At 47.5% G+C, this 17804-nt stretch carries 16 protein-coding genes; 7 read left to right on the forward strand and 9 right to left on the reverse strand.

Annotation, left to right across the window (positions count from 1 at the left end):
- Nucleotides 1–10: 10 nt before the first annotated feature.
- From DHX103_RS04580 to DHX103_RS04590, 3 genes are all read right to left on the reverse strand, one after another.
- Nucleotides 11–1150 (reverse strand): zinc-dependent alcohol dehydrogenase, encoded by a 1140-nt coding sequence (locus tag DHX103_RS04580; protein WP_422124092.1) that lies wholly within the window; start codon nucleotides 1148–1150, stop codon nucleotides 11–13.
- Between the two features lie 101 nt (nucleotides 1151–1251).
- Nucleotides 1252–3399: a beta-propeller domain-containing protein gene (locus DHX103_RS04585; RefSeq protein ID WP_422124093.1), complete on the reverse strand. Its 2148-nt coding sequence runs from the start codon at nucleotides 3397–3399 to the stop codon at nucleotides 1252–1254.
- 68 nt (nucleotides 3400–3467) lie between these two features.
- A complete protein-coding gene (locus DHX103_RS04590; RefSeq protein WP_422124094.1) occupies nucleotides 3468–4649 on the reverse strand; it encodes an alanyl-tRNA editing protein in 1182 nt (393 codons plus the stop codon).
- A 105-nt stretch (nucleotides 4650–4754) separates the two neighbouring features.
- Here DHX103_RS04590 and DHX103_RS04595 point away from each other — a divergent pair, with 105 nt between their 5' ends.
- Nucleotides 4755–5666 (forward strand): diacylglycerol/lipid kinase family protein, encoded by a 912-nt coding sequence (locus tag DHX103_RS04595; RefSeq protein WP_422124095.1) that lies wholly within the window; start codon nucleotides 4755–4757, stop codon nucleotides 5664–5666.
- Between the two features lie 97 nt (nucleotides 5667–5763).
- Here the strand turns inward: DHX103_RS04595 and DHX103_RS04600 are convergent, their stop codons facing one another.
- From DHX103_RS04600 to DHX103_RS04610, 3 genes are read right to left on the reverse strand one after another with little or no spacing between them, the layout of a single operon-like run.
- Nucleotides 5764–6957, reverse strand: a complete 1194-nt coding sequence (locus tag DHX103_RS04600; RefSeq protein ID WP_422124096.1) for an acyl-CoA dehydrogenase family protein — start codon at nucleotides 6955–6957, stop codon at nucleotides 5764–5766.
- 28 nt (nucleotides 6958–6985) lie between these two features.
- Nucleotides 6986–8149 carry a saccharopine dehydrogenase C-terminal domain-containing protein gene (locus DHX103_RS04605; RefSeq protein WP_422124097.1) on the reverse strand — a complete coding sequence of 388 codons (1164 nt, stop codon included), beginning with the start codon at nucleotides 8147–8149 and terminating at the stop codon, nucleotides 6986–6988.
- A gap of 23 nt (nucleotides 8150–8172) precedes the next feature.
- Nucleotides 8173–9654, reverse strand: a complete 1482-nt coding sequence (locus tag DHX103_RS04610; RefSeq protein WP_422124098.1) for an aldehyde dehydrogenase family protein — start codon at nucleotides 9652–9654, stop codon at nucleotides 8173–8175.
- A 249-nt stretch (nucleotides 9655–9903) separates the two neighbouring features.
- Here DHX103_RS04610 and DHX103_RS04615 point away from each other — a divergent pair, with 249 nt between their 5' ends.
- A complete protein-coding gene (locus DHX103_RS04615) occupies nucleotides 9904–10776 on the forward strand; it encodes a MerR family transcriptional regulator (RefSeq protein ID WP_422124099.1) in 873 nt (290 codons plus the stop codon).
- A 194-nt stretch (nucleotides 10777–10970) separates the two neighbouring features.
- Here the strand turns inward: DHX103_RS04615 and DHX103_RS04620 are convergent, their stop codons facing one another.
- The 3 genes from DHX103_RS04620 to DHX103_RS04630 all read right to left on the reverse strand — a co-directional run bounded on the left by DHX103_RS04620 (nucleotide 10971) and on the right by DHX103_RS04630 (nucleotide 14195).
- Nucleotides 10971–11933, reverse strand: coding sequence for a rhodanese-related sulfurtransferase (locus DHX103_RS04620; RefSeq protein WP_422124100.1), 963 nt, complete (start codon nucleotides 11931–11933; stop codon nucleotides 10971–10973).
- A gap of 142 nt (nucleotides 11934–12075) precedes the next feature.
- Nucleotides 12076–13026, reverse strand: a complete 951-nt coding sequence (locus DHX103_RS04625; RefSeq protein WP_422124101.1) for a 2-hydroxyacid dehydrogenase — start codon at nucleotides 13024–13026, stop codon at nucleotides 12076–12078.
- A gap of 89 nt (nucleotides 13027–13115) precedes the next feature.
- Nucleotides 13116–14195 carry a metallophosphoesterase gene (locus DHX103_RS04630; RefSeq protein ID WP_422124102.1) on the reverse strand — a complete coding sequence of 360 codons (1080 nt, stop codon included), beginning with the start codon at nucleotides 14193–14195 and terminating at the stop codon, nucleotides 13116–13118.
- A gap of 170 nt (nucleotides 14196–14365) precedes the next feature.
- On the opposite strand from DHX103_RS04630, the gene DHX103_RS04635 reads away from it, so the two are divergent.
- The 5 genes from DHX103_RS04635 to DHX103_RS04655 all read left to right on the forward strand — a co-directional run bounded on the left by DHX103_RS04635 (nucleotide 14366) and on the right by DHX103_RS04655 (nucleotide 17773).
- On the forward strand, nucleotides 14366–14707 hold the full coding sequence (locus DHX103_RS04635; RefSeq protein WP_422124103.1) for an ABC transporter permease: 342 nt from the start codon (nucleotides 14366–14368) through the stop codon (nucleotides 14705–14707).
- Between the two features lie 12 nt (nucleotides 14708–14719).
- Complete coding sequence (locus DHX103_RS04640) at nucleotides 14720–15358, forward strand: PspA/IM30 family protein (RefSeq protein WP_422124104.1); 639 nt, start codon at nucleotides 14720–14722, stop codon at nucleotides 15356–15358.
- Between the two features lie 63 nt (nucleotides 15359–15421).
- The gene (gene liaF / locus DHX103_RS04645; protein WP_422124105.1) at nucleotides 15422–16120 is read left to right on the forward strand and encodes a cell wall-active antibiotics response protein LiaF; all 699 of its coding nucleotides are present in this window, start codon (nucleotides 15422–15424) and stop codon (nucleotides 16118–16120) included.
- Entirely contained in the window at nucleotides 16117–17163 is a 1047-nt protein-coding gene (locus DHX103_RS04650) for a sensor histidine kinase (RefSeq protein ID WP_422124106.1), read from the forward strand. The genes liaF and DHX103_RS04650 overlap by 4 nt, the downstream gene beginning before the upstream one ends.
- On the forward strand, nucleotides 17138–17773 hold the full coding sequence (locus tag DHX103_RS04655; protein WP_422124107.1) for a response regulator: 636 nt from the start codon (nucleotides 17138–17140) through the stop codon (nucleotides 17771–17773). Before DHX103_RS04650 ends, DHX103_RS04655 begins: the two co-directional genes overlap by 26 nt.
- The last annotated feature ends 31 nt before the right edge of the window (nucleotides 17774–17804 follow it).

Here is a 17804-nt window from a genome sequence, read left to right on the forward strand (position 1 = left end):
ATTCCCTTGGTCAAGGTTTCAATATTACCTTGGTGCAGTCATTTGTGTGGTCATTGAAAATTTGATAAGCGGTGCTAGCCTGTTCCATTGGCATCACATGGGAAATGATTTCGCGTGGATCCAGCTCCCCGCTATTGATCATCTCAAATATTCTGGGCATCAAATGGACTACCGGCGCCTGCCCCATTTTCATCGTCACGTTGCGTTCGAATATGTTTCCAAGCGGGAACATATTATAGGTCAGCCCGTAGACACCCGTCAAATGGATGACACCGAATTTACTGACCGCATCTTTCGCTATATTGATGGCACTTAAGGTTCCGCCCTGCAATTTCAATTTTTGCTGCGCCTCTTCCACAGGAGATTTTTTGCCGTCCATTCCGACGCAGTCGATGACAACGCGTGCCCCGCCTTTTGTCAGCTCGTGAATAAAGGCTCCCGTATTATCGTGTTTACTGAAGTCGACAATTTCAACATTATTTATTTTTTTGGCCAGTTCCATCCGGTACGGCAGTTCATCAACTGCAATAACGCGTGCAGCCCCTTTCAGCCAGGCGAACTTCTGTGTCATCAAACCAATAGGGCCGCAACCGAGGACAACTACTGTATCCCCCTCTTTTACCCCTGAATTCTCGACACTCCAATAGGCAGTCGGCAAAACATCTGAAAGGAACAAGACCGATTCATCCTCCAGTTCCGAAGATTCCGGGATAACGAATGGCATGAAGTTTCCATAAGGCACCCGCAGATATTCCGCCTGGCCTCCCGGGTAATTGCCATAGCGTTCAGTAAATCCAAAATACCCTCCCGTATCAAAATGCGGATTGCTGTTGGAGTTGTCACATTGGCTTTCCATATCGTGATCACAAAAGAAACATTGGCCACAGCTGACATTAAAAGGAATGACTACGCGATCTCCTTTTTTCACTTTCGTCACCTCCGGACCAACTTCTTCTACAATCCCCATGGGTTCGTGTCCGATGACGTAACCCTTATGCGCCGGCAACGCCCCCTGATAAATATGCAAGTCCGAACCGCAAATGGCGGTGGAAGTGATCTTCACGATGATATCATCTTTTTTCTCGATTTCCGGATCTTTAACATTCTTCACTTCAATATCTTTCACACCTTGAAAAGTAACACCCTTCATCTACTATCCCTCCTATTAATTTTCAGAATACTCTTATTATTACCTTTTCTGCCAATAAAAAAACGTACCAGGATAAATTCCCTGATACGTTTTTATTGGCATCAATATTCGATGTTGTCCCGGATTTCAAAAGTATCCAGATCGTAGCTCTTGATTTCGCTATTGGCGATTGTATACAAGGAGTCCCCAATGTAGATGATCCGCTGGATGCTGCTGCTCCAGTCCTCGTATTGGGCGGAACTTTCCTTCGTTAGATTCGCCGTCTCTTCAATGCCTTCCGGGGTGATGGTATAAATCATTGCCCCTTCTCCTTCGAATTCGATATATTCGCCGTTAGTTTCCTGGTATAGCGAAATAGGGAAACCGAAAAGGTTTTTCTCCTGATGCGTAAACAGCGCTTTGTGATCGTATTGCAATGCTGAAGTTGTTCCTTGTCCGCCGATTATTTCGATATCCCTTTCAATCGGGTTTTCAAAATCACTGACATCAAATAATGAAATTTTCATCCCGCCGGTTACTACACGCGCTTCACCTTCTTTTTCAGCTACCAGCTTGGTGTCAGAACCAAAGCCGATAAGATGATCTTCACCCAGAGGATGCAGGTAATTCGAAAATCCTGGTATTTTCAATTCTCCCAGCACTTCAGGAGAAGAAGGTGCAGATACATCGATGACAAACAGCGGATCTGTTTCCTTGAAAGTCACCATATACGCCTTGTCCCCCATAAAACGGGCAGAATAGATTCTCTCGCCTTTCGCCAAATCTTCCACAGAACCGACTTGTTCCATTTCGCCATCAAGTATGAACAGATGGTTTTTGGAAGGTGCCGCCTCATCCCACGCAAAACCTTCCGTAGTGGCGATACGGAAGTAGCCATTGTACTCATCCATTGAAAACTGGTTCAGCAAGGAGCCTTTCACTTCATTGGACGCTAGGTACTTAATATCAGTACCATTCAAACCGAATTTGAATATTTCCGTATTGGCCGATTGCGGAATCCAGATATCCATTGAAACATTATCATCCGCGTCGTTGTCGTCCATCGGCACATACGCCGATGCAGTCAGATAGAGGTTTTCCTTCGTCATGTACAGCTGCTCGCTGCCTCCGAGAAACCCTTCTGTCAACAAGTCATTGCCTTCCGGGTTGCTCAGGTCGATTGCCGAAACAAGGCTGTAACTGCCTTCCATCGTTCCCGGAAGAATCGAGATCCTGTCGTAAGGCAAGGTCGAGAATTCTTCGTCATCTTTCGAGTCAAACGTTCTCGGGCGAAGTTCGACGTCATCATCTTCTTCCATCATCCAGATATTCGGATACACATTCGTTACGTAATAAAGAATATTTTCTGTCAGTCTTGCGCCATTCAACTCCCCTTCAGTTCCAAGTTTCCGAAGAAGTTGGGGAGATGCCGGGTCACTGATGTCATAAAAGAGGACACTGGTCATCGAGATATGCTGAGCCTCTTCCATTCTGACTTTCCCTTCCATTGGCGCCATGCTGTATTGGCTTCCCATCACCACCAGCGTGTCTCCAGACAGGAATAATTGCCGTGCATACATTTCAGGTTCAAGCAAAAGTTGCGCGCCCGACTTCAACTCGTCAGGATCGGTTGCGTCTGTAATGAGCACTCTCGAATCGCTTATGGAATAAATAAAAGAGCCGTCTGTTTTTACCATGTCCGCTTCATCGACGCCTTCCACCTGATTATTGGTGGAAGAATGGTTGCCGCTTTCACCGGACGCTGCACTATCACTCGATGCGGATTCCTCAGCGGACATCCCATCACCTTCAACGAGAGCTCCATAGCGCTCGTTATTCTTTTGCAGTTCGAGCAATTGTTTGAAGTACGCTTTTAAAGCTTCTTCACTTGAAAGTGCCGTGATTTCTTCTTGAACAGCAAAAGATACTTCGTTGTCAGAAAGGCTCTTCAGCATTCTGCCTTTGATGGCTGACTTTTCAACATGCAGGATATACTGGCCGATGGATATCTCCGGAATTTCCAATGTTTTTCCATTTTCAAGCAATATCATTTCGACATCCACCGGTTGGTCTTCTGCATCAGTCAGATAGATATAGCCTTTTTCAATAGCATCCGGATGGAGCTCAGAAGAAAAATTGGCTCTCCACCCTTGCTCCGCTAATGCAATGGAAGATGCACTTATTGATACTTTATCAATCATAAAGGCAAAGCCGATTCCAACAGCTGCAATAATCGCCGCCGCAACCAGCCACAAACTTCTCTTCTTCATGAATTGTCCACACCCTTTCTGCCTGCTTTTACTTATTAGACAGTCATGTTACAAAAAAGTTACAAAATTTATGTAATTTCCTCGATCCACGCCTGAAAGGCTGCTGCATATATTGCCGGATCCTCGTTTGGTGAAATCTTGCCTTGCGCAAGATTTTCAGTTCCACCAACGCTGCCATCATTGTTTTTAAGAATATCTTCTAATACCCGTTTCATATCTCCCGGGGAGTTTTTGTTTTTCGCACAGACAAAGCGAAGACTCGATTCTTCCGAAACCATAAACAGCGCGTATAGCGCAGGCTGTTTTTCGGTCGTAAGCTGGGCTAATTGCTGGACTTCCTTAATCGGCCTGTTTTCGAAAATCCTTACAAGTACATTCTTTTCAGGCTGAAGACTGTCCGCTTCCAATTCCAGCAATTGCAGACTCAGTTTCTTTACCTGTTTTTCTTTATCTTTTCTGTCACTCAGCATAGCACTGGCTGCAGCCGGCAATTCGGCTAATGGAGCATTCAAACTTCTCATCAATTGATCGGTGACCGATTGCAGCAAGTCGAAATGTTCCAGCGCCCGATTTCCACAGAGGAAATATACCCGAGTGAATTTCTTCGCTTTTTCTGTCCTGATAATCTTCACCAAGCCCAGTTCCGCCGTATTGTCCAGATGGGTTCCTCCGCAGGCATTGATGTCAATGTCCGCGATTTTCACCAGCCGGATGTCGCCGTCTACTGCCGGTTTCTTGCGCAGCGCAAGCCCTGCCGCCTGTTCATGCGTCACCCATTCCGTTTCGATTGGAATTTGCCGGCGGATGAAGTGGTTCACTTGCTGCTCTACTCTTTTTAACTGGTCGGGCTGAATGCTCGGAACATCCAGATCGATGGAAACCCGCTCTGTGCCCAGATGAAAACTTCTTGTCTCCATACCGAATTCATCTTCAAAAGCTGCGCTCAATAAATGCTGGCCGGTATGTTGCTGCATATGGTCGAAGCGCCGCTCCCAGTCGATGGCCGTCGGATATTCCCCCTTCGCCAGCGCGCGCGTTGTATAATGCCGGATTTCACCGTCGACTGTCTGGACATCCGTGACCATCGCTTCTCCGATGAATCCCGTGTCCGCCGGCTGGCCGCCGCCTTCCGGATAAAAACAGCTGCGGTCGAGGACCACGTAGTTTCCTTTTTCATCTTCACCATGGGCAATTACATTGGACGCGGCTGCCTTGACCGCAGCATCCTGATAGTATATTTTTTCTGTCATCTCTTCATTCTCCTCCAACAGTTCACAGTCGTATGACTCACTTTAGTTTACTGGTACGCTTCCAGTGGAATTGTAGTTATAAGATAAAATTTAGGAGGTAACACCGTGCCAAAATTTAAGCGTTCTATATTATTGTATAACGGACAGGCGGGAGCGTCCACGGCAGACTCCATCATCGCGATGGCTGTCCCCGCGATAGCTGCGGTTTCAAAAAAATTGGAGCTCATTCAGACCAACAGTCCGGAAGAATTGATGGCGTTTTGCAAAGAATTGTCTGCCGATGTCGATGCCTTATTTGTGGCAGGCGGTGACGGTACGATCCACGATGCTGTCCAGGCTTTATCCGAAGTCTCTTCTCCTCCCCCGCTCGGTATAATTCCCAGCGGCACATGCAACGATTTCGCACGTACGCTTGAAATCCCGATGGACTTGACGCTGGCGGCTGAAGCTCTTACCGATGGCACAATCACAGAGGTCGATGCAGCCAGTATTAACGGTAATTTTTACCTGAACTTTGCCGGCATTGGAATCATTACGGATGCCTCCACCAATATAGATCCCCTATTAAAGGAACGATATGGGAAATTGAGTTATTTCATGAGCGGCCTCCAATCCATGCGGCAAACCGAACCGTTTCCAATCCAGCTCACTGTCGATGGCATTGCGCATGAAGAAAGCGGTGTGCTGGCCCTTGTCATGAATGGAAAATCCATCGGAACCCATGCTTTTCCGATGGATACGATTGATCCGACAGACGGCCTTCTCGATGTTTTTATCGTTCAGACTTCTTCAATTGCCGCGATTCTGGAATGGTTCTCGTTATCCAAACCGGATGCTCCCGTTGAAGAGTTGGCCCATATCCGCCATTACCAGGGCAAACGCATCAGCATAGCGACCGATGCCCCGATGGATATCGACACGGATGGAGAGATCTATTTAAAAACACCGGTGGATATAGAAGTCCTGCCAAAAAAATTGAAAATGTTCATACCAAGACCCGCTGAGTTTCTTGATTAATGAAACGTTGAAGAGCCAAGCGCCGAAGATTGGACAGAAAAAAAGCCTTGAAGAGGAATTCTTCAAGGCTTTTTTCCGATAACATAAGAAACAATTTTCATTCTTCAAACGGCCATTTCGGGAGCATCCGGTTCAAGTTTTTATCTTCCCTCAGCTGCAATACATATTCCGCCTGCATGATGGTATGGATTTCACGGGTTCCCTCATAGATAACGGGAGCCTTAGAATTCCGTAGAAAACGCGCCACCGGATAGTCGTCCGAATAACCATAGGCGCCGTGGATTTGCACCGCATCATCCGCTGCCTGGTTGGCAAAATCACAGGCCTGCCACTTTGCCAGAGAGGTCTCCCTCGTATTCCGGAGTCCCTGATTTTTCATTTCGCCGGCACGGTAAACCAATAACCGGCTCATCTGATAACCCGCTTCCATTTTGGCAATCATTTGCTGCACCAATTGATGTTCGCCAATCAATTTTCCGAATGTCGAACGGGTATGGCAATAACGCACACTTTCCTCCAGGCAGGCGCCTATTAATCCACACGCGCCGGCGGCCACGGTAAATCGGCCATTATCGAGGGATGCCATGGCAATTTTAAAGCCTTCGCCTTCTTCTCCCAGCCTGTTTCCAACGGGAATGCGGACATCTTCAAAAAACAATTCCCCCGTATTGCCCGCGCGGATGCCGTATTTCCCTTTGATCGCTTTGGATGAAAATCCCTCGCGGTCGCGTTCGACGATAAAAGCACTGATGCCCTGATGTTTTTTCGATTTATCGGTATAGGCGAACACGATAAAATAATCGGCCGAATCACACAGTGAAATCCATGTTTTCTGGCCGTTCAAAATATATTCTTCGCCGTCGCGCACCGCCGTACTGGCAATCGCGGCAACATCTGAACCCGCTCCCGGCTCCGTCAACCCGAATGCCCCGACTTTTTCCCCTTTCGCCTGCGGCAATAAAAATTGCTGTTTCTGTTCCTCCGTGCCCCATTGAAGTATGGTCATCGAACTTAAACCGGTATGAACCGATACCGCCGTACGGAAAGCGGTGTCCCCTCTTTCCAATTCTTCACAAACAATCGCAAGGGAGTTGTAGTCCATGCCGCTTCCCCCATATTTCTCCGGAATGCAGACTCCCATCAATCCGAGTTCGGCCAGGCGTTTCCAAATAACGGGGTCAAATCCCCCTTTGCTGTCCCATTCAGCAATGTGTGGAATGATTTCATTGTCCACAAATTGCCTTACCGTTTTTCTTAACAATGTTTGTTCGTCTGAAAAATTGAAATTCATCACAGTAACCTCCCGATACGTCATTTCCTTAATGAATGGCGATGCGCTCAATGGTTTCTTGTATGTTGACCCCGCGTTTCGCCATTTCCCGGATATAGTCATCACCCGGCACAATCAGTTCCGGTGGATACGATCCCCGTTTATCTATCAGGCCGTTTCCGATCATCTGTGCCACCACGGAAACGGTGAATGCCGTAGCTTTGGCCATTGCCGTCACTCCCGACTGGGGATCTTTTTTCGTCACCATATTGTAGGCAATGGCAATTTCCTCCCCATCTTTTGTACCCGTGACATGGATTCTCAGCACAACTGCATCTTCTTTATTTCCGAGTTCCGTAATGGGGGTCAAAACTTCCCGCAGCACATCACGCGTTTTGATCTTTCGGCCTTCGATAATGACTGTCTTATTGCGATCGGTAAAACCGAGATCGACGAGCAGCTGGAATTTTTCTGCGTGCCCTTTGTATCTGAGCGTTTTATATTCCAAATTATCGACATCGCTGAACGTATCGGTCAGTGTCGAAGTGCCGCCGGACGTATGAAATGCTTCCAGTTCTCCGAATTCTTCGAACTGTACGTGCTCAATCTCTGACAAGGAAGGCACTTCGAGCAGTTTGCCATTCCGAAGAACATGTGACGGATCCGTATAATGATCAAAAACTCCATCCAATGAAAAAACGTGATTATATTGGAGAGGCGGTTCCGGATGGACAGGGATGCCGCCGACCAGAATTTTGATGTCGTTGACGCGGTCCAGCTGTCCAGCCCCATGTCCCGTCAGGATATTGATCATCCCCGGTGCGACGCCGAGATCCGGAATCAGCGTCACCCCCCTTTCCTGAGCCCTTTCATGGAGCTCCAGCACCGCGTCCGTTGCACCTCCGATATGTCCGCCAAGATCCACGGCGTGAACGCCGCAATCGACCGCTATTTCTGCAACTTTTACATTGAAGGTATAAAACAGCGCATTGATCACTACATCGGCTTTTGAGATCAACGATTTCAAAGATTGATCGTCGTTTGCGTCGAGATAAACTGCTTCCAGCTTTTCACTGCCTAATTCCCGTTGAAAGGCTTCTGCTTTTTCGATATTAACGTCTGCCAAATAAACCCTTTCAACCGATTCGCTCTGAACAAGGTCCGCTGCCGCCTGCTTGCCCATCAAGCCCGCACCCAATACCGCAACTTTCATCCCGCCATCCCCTTTCCGCTTTTTTAAATTTCATTGTCAATCTGCGCACGCTGCAATTTTCCGCTGAAATCAACATACACAGATTTCCATTCGGTAAAGACATCAAGCGCTGCCACACCTGAGTCCCGGTGGCCATTGCCCGTTCCTTTTGTGCCGCCAAACGGCAAATGGATCTCTGCACCGGTCGTTCCGGCATTGATGTAGACAATTCCTGTATCCAAATCACGCTGCGCCTTAAAAGCACGATTGACATCTTGCGTGTAAATCGAGCTGGACAATCCATAAATCACTCCGTTATTCACTTCGATTGCTGCTTCAAAACTGTCGACTGCGATTATGGAAATTACGGGACCGAAAATTTCTTCCTGCGCAATGCACATGGCAGCGTCCACATCGGTGAACAATGTCGGTGCGTAATAGTTTCCTTTGTCGTAATGGCCGCCGGTCAGGATTTCACCGCCCGCTAAGAGAGAAGCGCCTTCCGACTTGCCAATTTCAATATAGGCATGTATTTTCTCGAGTGCTTTCCTATTGATGACTGGGCCGATTTTGATGGATTCATCAAGGCCGTCTCCAATCGTCAGACTTTCCATTTTTGCCAGCAGCCTGTTCTGAAGTTCGTCTTTCACAGCATTATGGACGATGACGCGGCTGCAGGCCGTGCAGCGCTGGCCGGCGGTTCCGAAAGCGCTCCATAGAATCCCTTCAACCGCCAAATCCAGATCCGCATCTTCCATGACGATCACTGCATTTTTACCGCCCATTTCAAGTGAAATCTTTTTCAGGTTGCGTCCGCCTGCCTCTGCCACTTTCCTGCCGGTTTCCGTAGAGCCGGTAAACGAAATCACTTTGATATCAGGATGTTCAATCATGGCCATGCCCACTTCCGAACCTGCGCCGAAGACGATATTGGCCACGCCTTCCGGGAGGCCTGCTTCCTCAAATATCCGTCCCATTTCATACGCCATCATCGGCGTTTCTGTCGCCGGTTTCCAGATAAATGTGTTGCCCGCCACGATAGCTGGAAACGACTTCCAGGTGGCAATTGCCACCGGAAAATTCCACGGTGTAATCAACCCGACAACGCCGATCGGAGACCGTACACTCATGGCAAATTTATCCGCCAGCTCCGAAGGCGTCGTCTCGCCGAACAGACGTCTCCCTTCACCCGCCATATAAAAAGCCATGTCGATTCCTTCCTGCACTTCGCCTCGCCCTTCTTCTATCACTTTGCCCATTTCTTTCGTGAGTACTTGTGCCAGCTGCTCTTTTCGTTCTTTCATGATGCGCCCGATTTCATATAGATAGGAAGCACGTTTCGGCGCCGGAACTTTCGCCCATAATTTCTGTGCCGCTTTCGCTGCTTTCGCTGCTCCGGCCACGTCTTCAGCCGATGACATTTGAACTTGCGCCAATTCTTCACCAGTCGCCGGATTAGTCACAGCAGAAAACTTCGCTCCATCTGCTTGCTGCCAGCGCCCGTTCACAAAATTTGTTAATTTCATTTCTCATTCCTCCTTTGTATGTGCCCAAACCAAGAAAGCGCTTACATACCCATTATTTCACATCACCCTTTAAAATTACAGATAAATCAGATAATAATACGAATTTCTCTTCATTAAGATACATATACTTAAATGTCCAGTATATGCAAACCATTCCCCTGCTGAAAGTAGTATTTTAATGAACAAAGTCCAAAAGGTATTGACACTTACGGAACGTCATAGTCTAATCAAATGGAAGAGGTGATTACTATGTACAAAGTACAGGAAGTAGCAACAATAGCAGGAGTCAGTGTCCGCACACTCCATCATTACGACAGCATCGGTTTGATGAAACCTTCAAACATAGGATCCAACCGGTACCGTTATTATAATGACGATGATTTGAAACTGCTCCAGCACATCTTGTTTTTGAAGGAATTGGGCTTTTCACTGAAAAAAATCCAGGAATTGGTGGCAGAAGGTTTTAATGCCACGTTTGCATTGGCTCAACACACAGAATTATTGCGCAAGAAAAAAGAACGTATTGAAAAATTAATCGAGAATGCTGAGCAGACTCAGCTGGAATATGCAGGCCAAATTGAATTATCAAATGAAGACCGCTTTGCGGCGTTCAGCATTAAAAAAACAGACGACAATATTAAAATGTACATGAACGCTGCCGTTGAAGCAGACGATGCCAACCTCGAAAACAGCTCAGAAGAGGTTATGCAGCAGGAAGATATTCTTGAAGAAGTGAACTTCACTGAACCGGAACCCGCTGTCGAAGCGGAAGAACCGGCAGTGGCAGATTCCACCACGGCAACTGCCACTGCAACCGAAAAACCGGAGAAAGAAGAAGAGGACCTGGAAGAGATCAATAGAGAAGGCGACCGGATCTACAACGCCGTTTCCAGTCTGATGCAGCTGCCACCGGAATCACCGGCAGTCCAAATTGAAATGAAAGCTTATTATAATTTGCTGGATCGCTTCTATAATTGTTCACCGAAGATGTTCCGCGGACTTGGGGATCTTTACGCCAACGATAGCCGATTTGCCAGAAACATCGACCGCCACGGAGCTGGTTTAGCCAAGTATTTGCGGGATGCGATGTACATATTCGCTGACGGCCTTGCAGATGATTGAGCTCGTCGGTCCCTGCGTCAATTGCGGGAAGGAAATCTATTGTCGTGATGGCTTTTTAGAAGGAGCTTATATCGAAGGTGAACTTTTCTGTTTCGACTGCTCTGTGGAAGAATCATGAACACCTGGTTTTTCACGAAAAGTTACATGTATTGAAAAAAAGCTGCCCAAATGGGCAGCTTTTTTCAATGTCTTCATTAAACTTCTGTAGTTTGCTTTAAATCATCGAGCCTGGCTTGCACTTCGGGGCCAGTCAGACCGTGTTCAAATGCGTAGCGGTTGCGCGGATGTTCGCGGCAGTCATCCGAACATGAACGCATATACTTATGCTCGTTTTCTTCCGAGCTGAGTATTTTCTTGTTGCACTGAGGATTTGCGCAGTTCACGTAGCGTTCGCAAGGCTCTCCTGTGAAATGGTCTTTGCCTACAACGACGTGCTCGACCTGATTGACCGGCACAGCGATGCGCTCATCAAAAACGTAAAGCTGGCCATCCCAAAGCTCCCCTTTTACTTCCGGATCTTTTCCGTATGTTGCAATTCCGCCGTGCAATTGGGCAACATCTTCGAAGCCTTCTCTTTTCAGCCAGCCGGAGAATTTTTCACAGCGGATACCGCCAGTGCAATACGTCAAAATTTGTTTACCTTCGAACATTTCTTTATTTTCCTGGACCCATTCCGGCAGATCGCGGAAATTTTCAATATCCGGACGGACTGCGCCGCGGAAATGGCCGAGATCGTATTCATAATCATTGCGCGCATCCAGCACGATTGTATCCTGATCCTGCATGCGTTTATAAAATTCAGCTGGCTCCAAATAAGTTCCAGTCAATTCATTCGGATTGATGTCTTCTTCAAGTCCCATATGAACGATTTCTTTTTTCGCGCGGACGTGCATCTTTTTGAACGCATGCCCATCGGCTGCATCGATTTTAAAGACGATACCCGAAAAACGCTCATCGCTCTTCATCATATCCATATAAGCTTCTGTCTGTTCAGGTGTTCCCGAACAAGTTCCGTTGATTCCCTCGTGGGAAACCAGAATACGCCCTTTCAATTCGAGTTCCTTGCAAGCCGCCAAATGTTCAGCCGCAAACGTTTCCGGATCCTCGAGCGGTGTATATAAATAATATAATAAAACGTTGTGTGTATGATTTTGCATGAATCATACCCCCTATTCTTCAATTTGCTTTGAAGTCAAACAGACTTCAAAAACCTCAATCATTTTACAATAAATCTCAGCATTATTCAACTTACATCGAATTCAAAAAACAGCTGCCGTGGCAGCTGTTTTAAATTCCTCTTCAGCAAACCCTGTTTTTAACCGGGTTACCGCTAAGACAGTCCGAAATCGCTTCCGCGTTCAGTTTCATCATTTCAAGCCTTGTGCGAATGCCAGCACTGCCGATATGCGGAAGCACGGTGAGATTTTCGAGTTCCAAAAGCTTGTGATTGAGCGGCAGTGGCTCCTGTTCAAAAACGTCCAAGCCTGCAGCCCAAATCTGCTTCGACTTCAATGCCTCATACAAAGCCTCTTCATCGACGATTCCACCTCGTGCCACATTGATCAGACAAGCTGTGTTCTTCATCAAGCCCAGCTCGCGTGAACCGATCATTCCACGGGTTTCTTCTGTCAAAGGAGTAAAAATCATGACAAAGTCGGATTGCGCCAATAAGTCATCGAGTTCAGCATAATGCACATCTTCAAGGCTTCTGCGTGTGCGATTATGGTAGATCACATTCATATCAAAACCTTTTGCTCTTCGGCAGACCGCTTCACCGATGCGCCCCATTCCAATGATCCCCAGCGTTGCACCGAAAACGTCCTGCCCCGTCATACCCATCGGAGTCCAAGATTGCCATTCACCTGAACGAACAGTCTTTTCAGCCTGCACCACTTTTCTAGCTGACGCCAACATCAACGCAAAAGCCAGGTCCGCAGTCGTCTCGGTCAAAACATCCGGCGTATTGGTCACCGCAATTTTGTGTTTTCTTGCCGCATCCAAATCGATGTTATTATAGCCCACCGCCAAATTGGAAATGATTTTCAAATTCTCAGCTGCTTCAATTAATTCGCTGTCAATTTGATCTGACAGCATCGTCCACAATGCCGATGCATTTCTGGCTTCTTCCAGAAGAACTTCGCGCGGGACCGGCTCTTCTTCTTCCTGCCACATTCGCACCTCATAAGTATCTTCCAGACCCTTGATCGCCTGGTCCGGCAATTTCCGGGTAATGTAAACAATCGGCTTCATAACAACATCCTCCAATCTAATTGTCTAATTAGTATAGCAATTCTTGAAATTCACAGCAATCGGCAGCCTTTTAATGCTCTGCCATTCTTTCAGGCTTCCTGGAATTTTATCCGGACCTTCCATAGTTCCGAGCGGCTGCCGATACGGATTGGCGGTCCCCAAAAACCGAAACCGGAAGAAACGAGAAAGTGTGTGCTTCCATCTTGTCTGTGGCCATAATCGAGGTCAAATACCCGCTTGGTTATCAGATGGTTCGGCCACATCTGCCCTTTGTGAGTATGACCGGAAATATGAAAATCGACACCCAACTCTAGCGGCGTCTTCAAATCAGAAGGTGTATGGTCCATGACGATCCACGGCAGTTTTTCAACCGGTTTTAAACTTTCAAGCGACTGCCGATTGCGGTTCGTCCGCTCTTCTCTTCCGCTAAGGTGAATTTTTCCATCTATTTCAATGGTTTCGTCCTGCAGTATCCTGACGCCCGACTCTTCCATGACACGCACAAGCAAAGGGATTTTCTTGCCATAATATTCATGATTGCCCAGAATACCGAAAACGCCATATTTTGATGTCAGCTGTTTCATCGTTTCAGACATCCCATATCTTGCATACCAGATCGGATCATCGTCCACTAGATCTCCGGCCAATAAAACCAGATCCGGTTCAAGACGATTGCTCATTGTGACAAACCGCTCCAAATGGCGTTTACCTGACAAGACGCCGAGATGGAAATCGGACGCAATGACAATATCCAGATCTTCTCCTCTGCCTTTCACCGTAATTTCTTTTTGGCGCACAACAGGACTGTATGCGAGAAAAGTTCCCACTGCAAAAATCAGCAGCAGAAGAATTGCGGTAACCGCTCCAATAATCTGCACTTCCCGGGGATGATCAACTGCAATCACAGCGAGTTGCGCAACCGGCACCAGCAGCAGCGCATATTGGAAAAAACCAAACCAATACGAACCGGCAATCGTAAAACCCAGCCATTTATGCCCAATGGCACCGATTAAGTAACTGAACGCCAATACTGCCCAGATCAATGCGAAAAGCCAGGCGTTCACCGGCAATGAAAAACTGAGCAGCCAACTGAACATGGCCCATCCTATGTATCCTGCAAGAGCACCATAAATCATCAAGACAGCAAGCCCTGCAGCAATTTTCTTCACAAATCGTCACCTCTTTTCGGTTTGCTTCCATTATACCCTCCCAGCTCCATCAGCTAACTAACCCAGCTTGGACTAAGCCTCAAGTCTGAGATAAAGATGCAGTAGCAGACCGTGTTGCCAACTTAAAAGGCTTGATAAGATGAAGATACAAATTGAGAGGAGGAAACAACTTGAACAAATTTTGGATGACAGTCATCGGCGTGATCGCCGGCATTATCGCTCTGTCGAATCTCGGGCCCATCATCGGCCTGGCCTTTTCAGGGGTCATCATTTATATCGGTGTCCATTACTACCTGAAAAGTACGTCAACAGCCGCAAAAATCCTTTGGGCAATCGTAGGAGCAATCGGAGCTTTATCAGCCGTCTCCAATGTCCCGGCCATCATCGGCGTGCTGGCAATCGCGGTATTGTGGTACATCTATAAAAACTGGAATGAAGAAACGATTGCAGCAACCGTGAAAAATGATCCATTCACAAATTTCGAAAAACAATGGGACAAACTTACAAAATAAGGAGGAAAACCAATGACGACATTATGGCAACGTTTGAAATTCGCAGCAGCAACTGACATGGATGCAATCCTGGATAAAAAAGAACAAAAGAATCCGCTGGGTTTATTGAATAAATATATTCAGGAAGCAGAAAAAGAAACCGAAATGGCGGGCCAATGGCTCCAGCGCCATACAACCCTTGGCAGCAAACTGGAAAAAGAGCTTCAGGAAGCGCAAAACTTTCTTGAAAAACGCCAGGCACAAGCTGACCTGGCACAGACTGCCGGTGAAAACGACTTATCCGCATTCGCTGATCAGGAAGTCGCCGCGTATACTTTCCGTGTGGACGAGCTCCGCAAGGCTCTTGAAGAGAACAAGGAAGAAAGCATCGTCCTGGAGCAGCGTTACGAGGAAATGAAACATAAAGTAAAGGATATGAAAATCCGCCAGCTTCAATTGATGGGCAAAGAAAATGCGACACGCGCCCATCACCAGATGGACAAAATCTTGAGCCCTGAACTTGTCGCTGAACGCATTGGCTCGTATGACGACATGGCAAGCTACATCAACTCACTTGGCAACAAAGTTGAAGAACGGCATGAACGTTCCACAATGGAACGGCGTCTGGAAGCGCTGGAAAAAAACAGCGCGCAAACAAAAGAAATTGTGTAAGCTGGAGTAAGAGGGACAACCCCCTCTTACTTTTCTGCTGCAAAGAAGGAGGCGAAAACTGCGATGAACCATTTCTCAACCAACAGACAGGCATTTTTTGCCTTGAGCGCATTATTTCTCATATTCGTGGAAGCTGCTATTTTTGGAAACGGCAGCGTGTTTTTGGTTCTTCTTGGCATCGGACTCATATACTATGGCAATAAAAACAGCCCCAAATACCGGAAATCCTATTTCTGGACCGGTTTTATCCTGATCGGCATTTCGATTCTGTCCATGTGGAGCCTGCGATTATTTATCCTCGCGGCAGCTATCTACTTATTAGTCCGTTTGTGGAAAGGCGAAGAATGGCAGCAGACCGTGCCGTTGCAAGGACAGGTTGATAAGGGCTCCATCCAGAACAAATTCTTTTCTGCCCAAGCGACGCCGATTGACTCCTATGAATGGAAAGATATCCACGTTCAGGGCTTTGTCGGCGATTTGCTGATTGATGCCACTCAAACCGTCCTCCCGAAAAAAGCGTCGCTGATCTCCATCCGCCAGGGATTCGGGCGAGTTCGGGTCATTGTGCCTTACGAAGTGCCTGTACGGGTTTATTATTCGACGGTTTTCGGCGATGCCCAATTTTTTAACGGCGATAAACAGCGGATCTGGAACGGCTCAGTCCACAGCCAGGACGGCTATGAAGGTGCAGCAGAAGGCAAAACGGAATTGATCATCACCATCACCACTTGGATGGGGGACGTCGAGGTGATTCGCCGATGAGACAGATTCTGCCCCGCAGTTTATTTTTCATGGCCCTGTTCGCCGCGATCATTTTCAGTATTTTACTGGCCCTTCTCGGTTTGCCGGCTGTCAACACATGGTCTGTCCTCTGGGAAGATTTTGTTGCCGGCCTCCCGTTCGGCGTCTGGCTTTTTGTTTTGATGGTGGCTCTGTCTGCCGGAATTTCCTGGTGGACTGAATCCCTTTCGCGTTCCAAAGTCCAGGATATCGAAGAGATTTTCCAGGCGCTGCTGCGCAATGAAGACCAGACCGTCATTGAAGCCGCCAAGATGAAAACGTTACCGGCAAAACTTTCAACATCGATCTTAAAACTTCAAAAACTGCTGGAATCCCAGCGCAGAAGTTTGGCACGGATCGCCAACGAACGAGCCGAAACGCAGGATCAACTTATTCAGGAACGTCTCGTCATGGAACGCCAGCGGCTGGCGCGGGAGCTGCACGATTCGGTGTCCCAGCAATTATTCGCCGCCTCCATGCTGCTGTCTTCCATGACCGAGGGGAAAGACGCCTCACCGGGTTTATTGCAGACCGAAAGGATGGTCCAGCAGGCACAACTTGAAATGCGCGCATTATTGCTGCATCTGCGGCCGGCTGCCCTTCACGATAAGAGCTTGCGGCAAGGCTTATTTGAACTGGTGTCCGAACTGAAAGAAAAAGTCTATTTTACAATTGAACATAAACTCGAAGAAGTGCCCCTCCAAAAAGGTGCCGAAGACCATCTGTTCCGCATTGCACAGGAAACACTTTCCAACACATTGCGCCATTCCAAAGCCACCGAAGTCCATATTTTATTTATTGAAAGGGATAATTTTGCCATTTTACGCATCCAGGACAACGGCGTCGGTTTTGAAAGTGAACAATCGAAATCGACTTCCTACGGGTTGAAGCATATTGAAGAGCGTGCCATTGAGATCGGCGCCACCAGTAAAATCGTTTCGGTTCCTTCTGAAGGGACCATCGTCGAAGTGAAAGTACCCATTGAAAGGAAGGTTTCCGATGATCCGAATTCTGTTAGTAGATGATCATGAAATGGTCCGCATTGGCGTTTCCGCTTATTTGCAGGCACAGGAAGATATGGAAGTTGCCGGTGAAGCTGCCAACGGCGAAGAAGCGGTTGAAATGGCGCTGGCATTGCGGCCGGACGTCATTCTGATGGACATGGTCATGCCCGTCATGAACGGCGCCGAAGCGACCGAAGCAATTATCAAGGAATGGCCGGAAGCGAAAATTATGATCGTCACCAGCTTCCTTGATGACGACAAAGTTTATCCGGCATTGAAAGCTGGAGCGGTCAGTTATATTTTGAAAACCTCAAAAGCTTCGCGCATCGCCGACTCAATCCGCGAAACGGTGAACGGCATGCCGGTTTTGGAGCCGGAAGTAATGAGTAAAATGATGAAACAAATGCGCCATGAGCGAGTGTTGCACGAGGATCTGACCGAACGGGAAATGGAAATCCTCCTGTTGCTCGCGCACGGTTATACGAATCAGGAAATTGCTGACGAGCTTTACATAGCGCTAAAAACGGTGAAGTCCCATGTCAGCAATCTGCTGAGCAAACTGGAAGTCCACGACCGGACACAAGCGGTCATTTATGCCTTCCAGCATAAGCTGGTGACTCCTCCGGAATAATTTACAGCACAAAAAAAGGCGGCCCGGGCCG

The sequence above is a fragment of the Planococcus daihaiensis genome, assembly GCF_049262615.1.
Lineage (GTDB): Bacteria > Bacillota > Bacilli > Bacillales_A > Planococcaceae > Planococcus.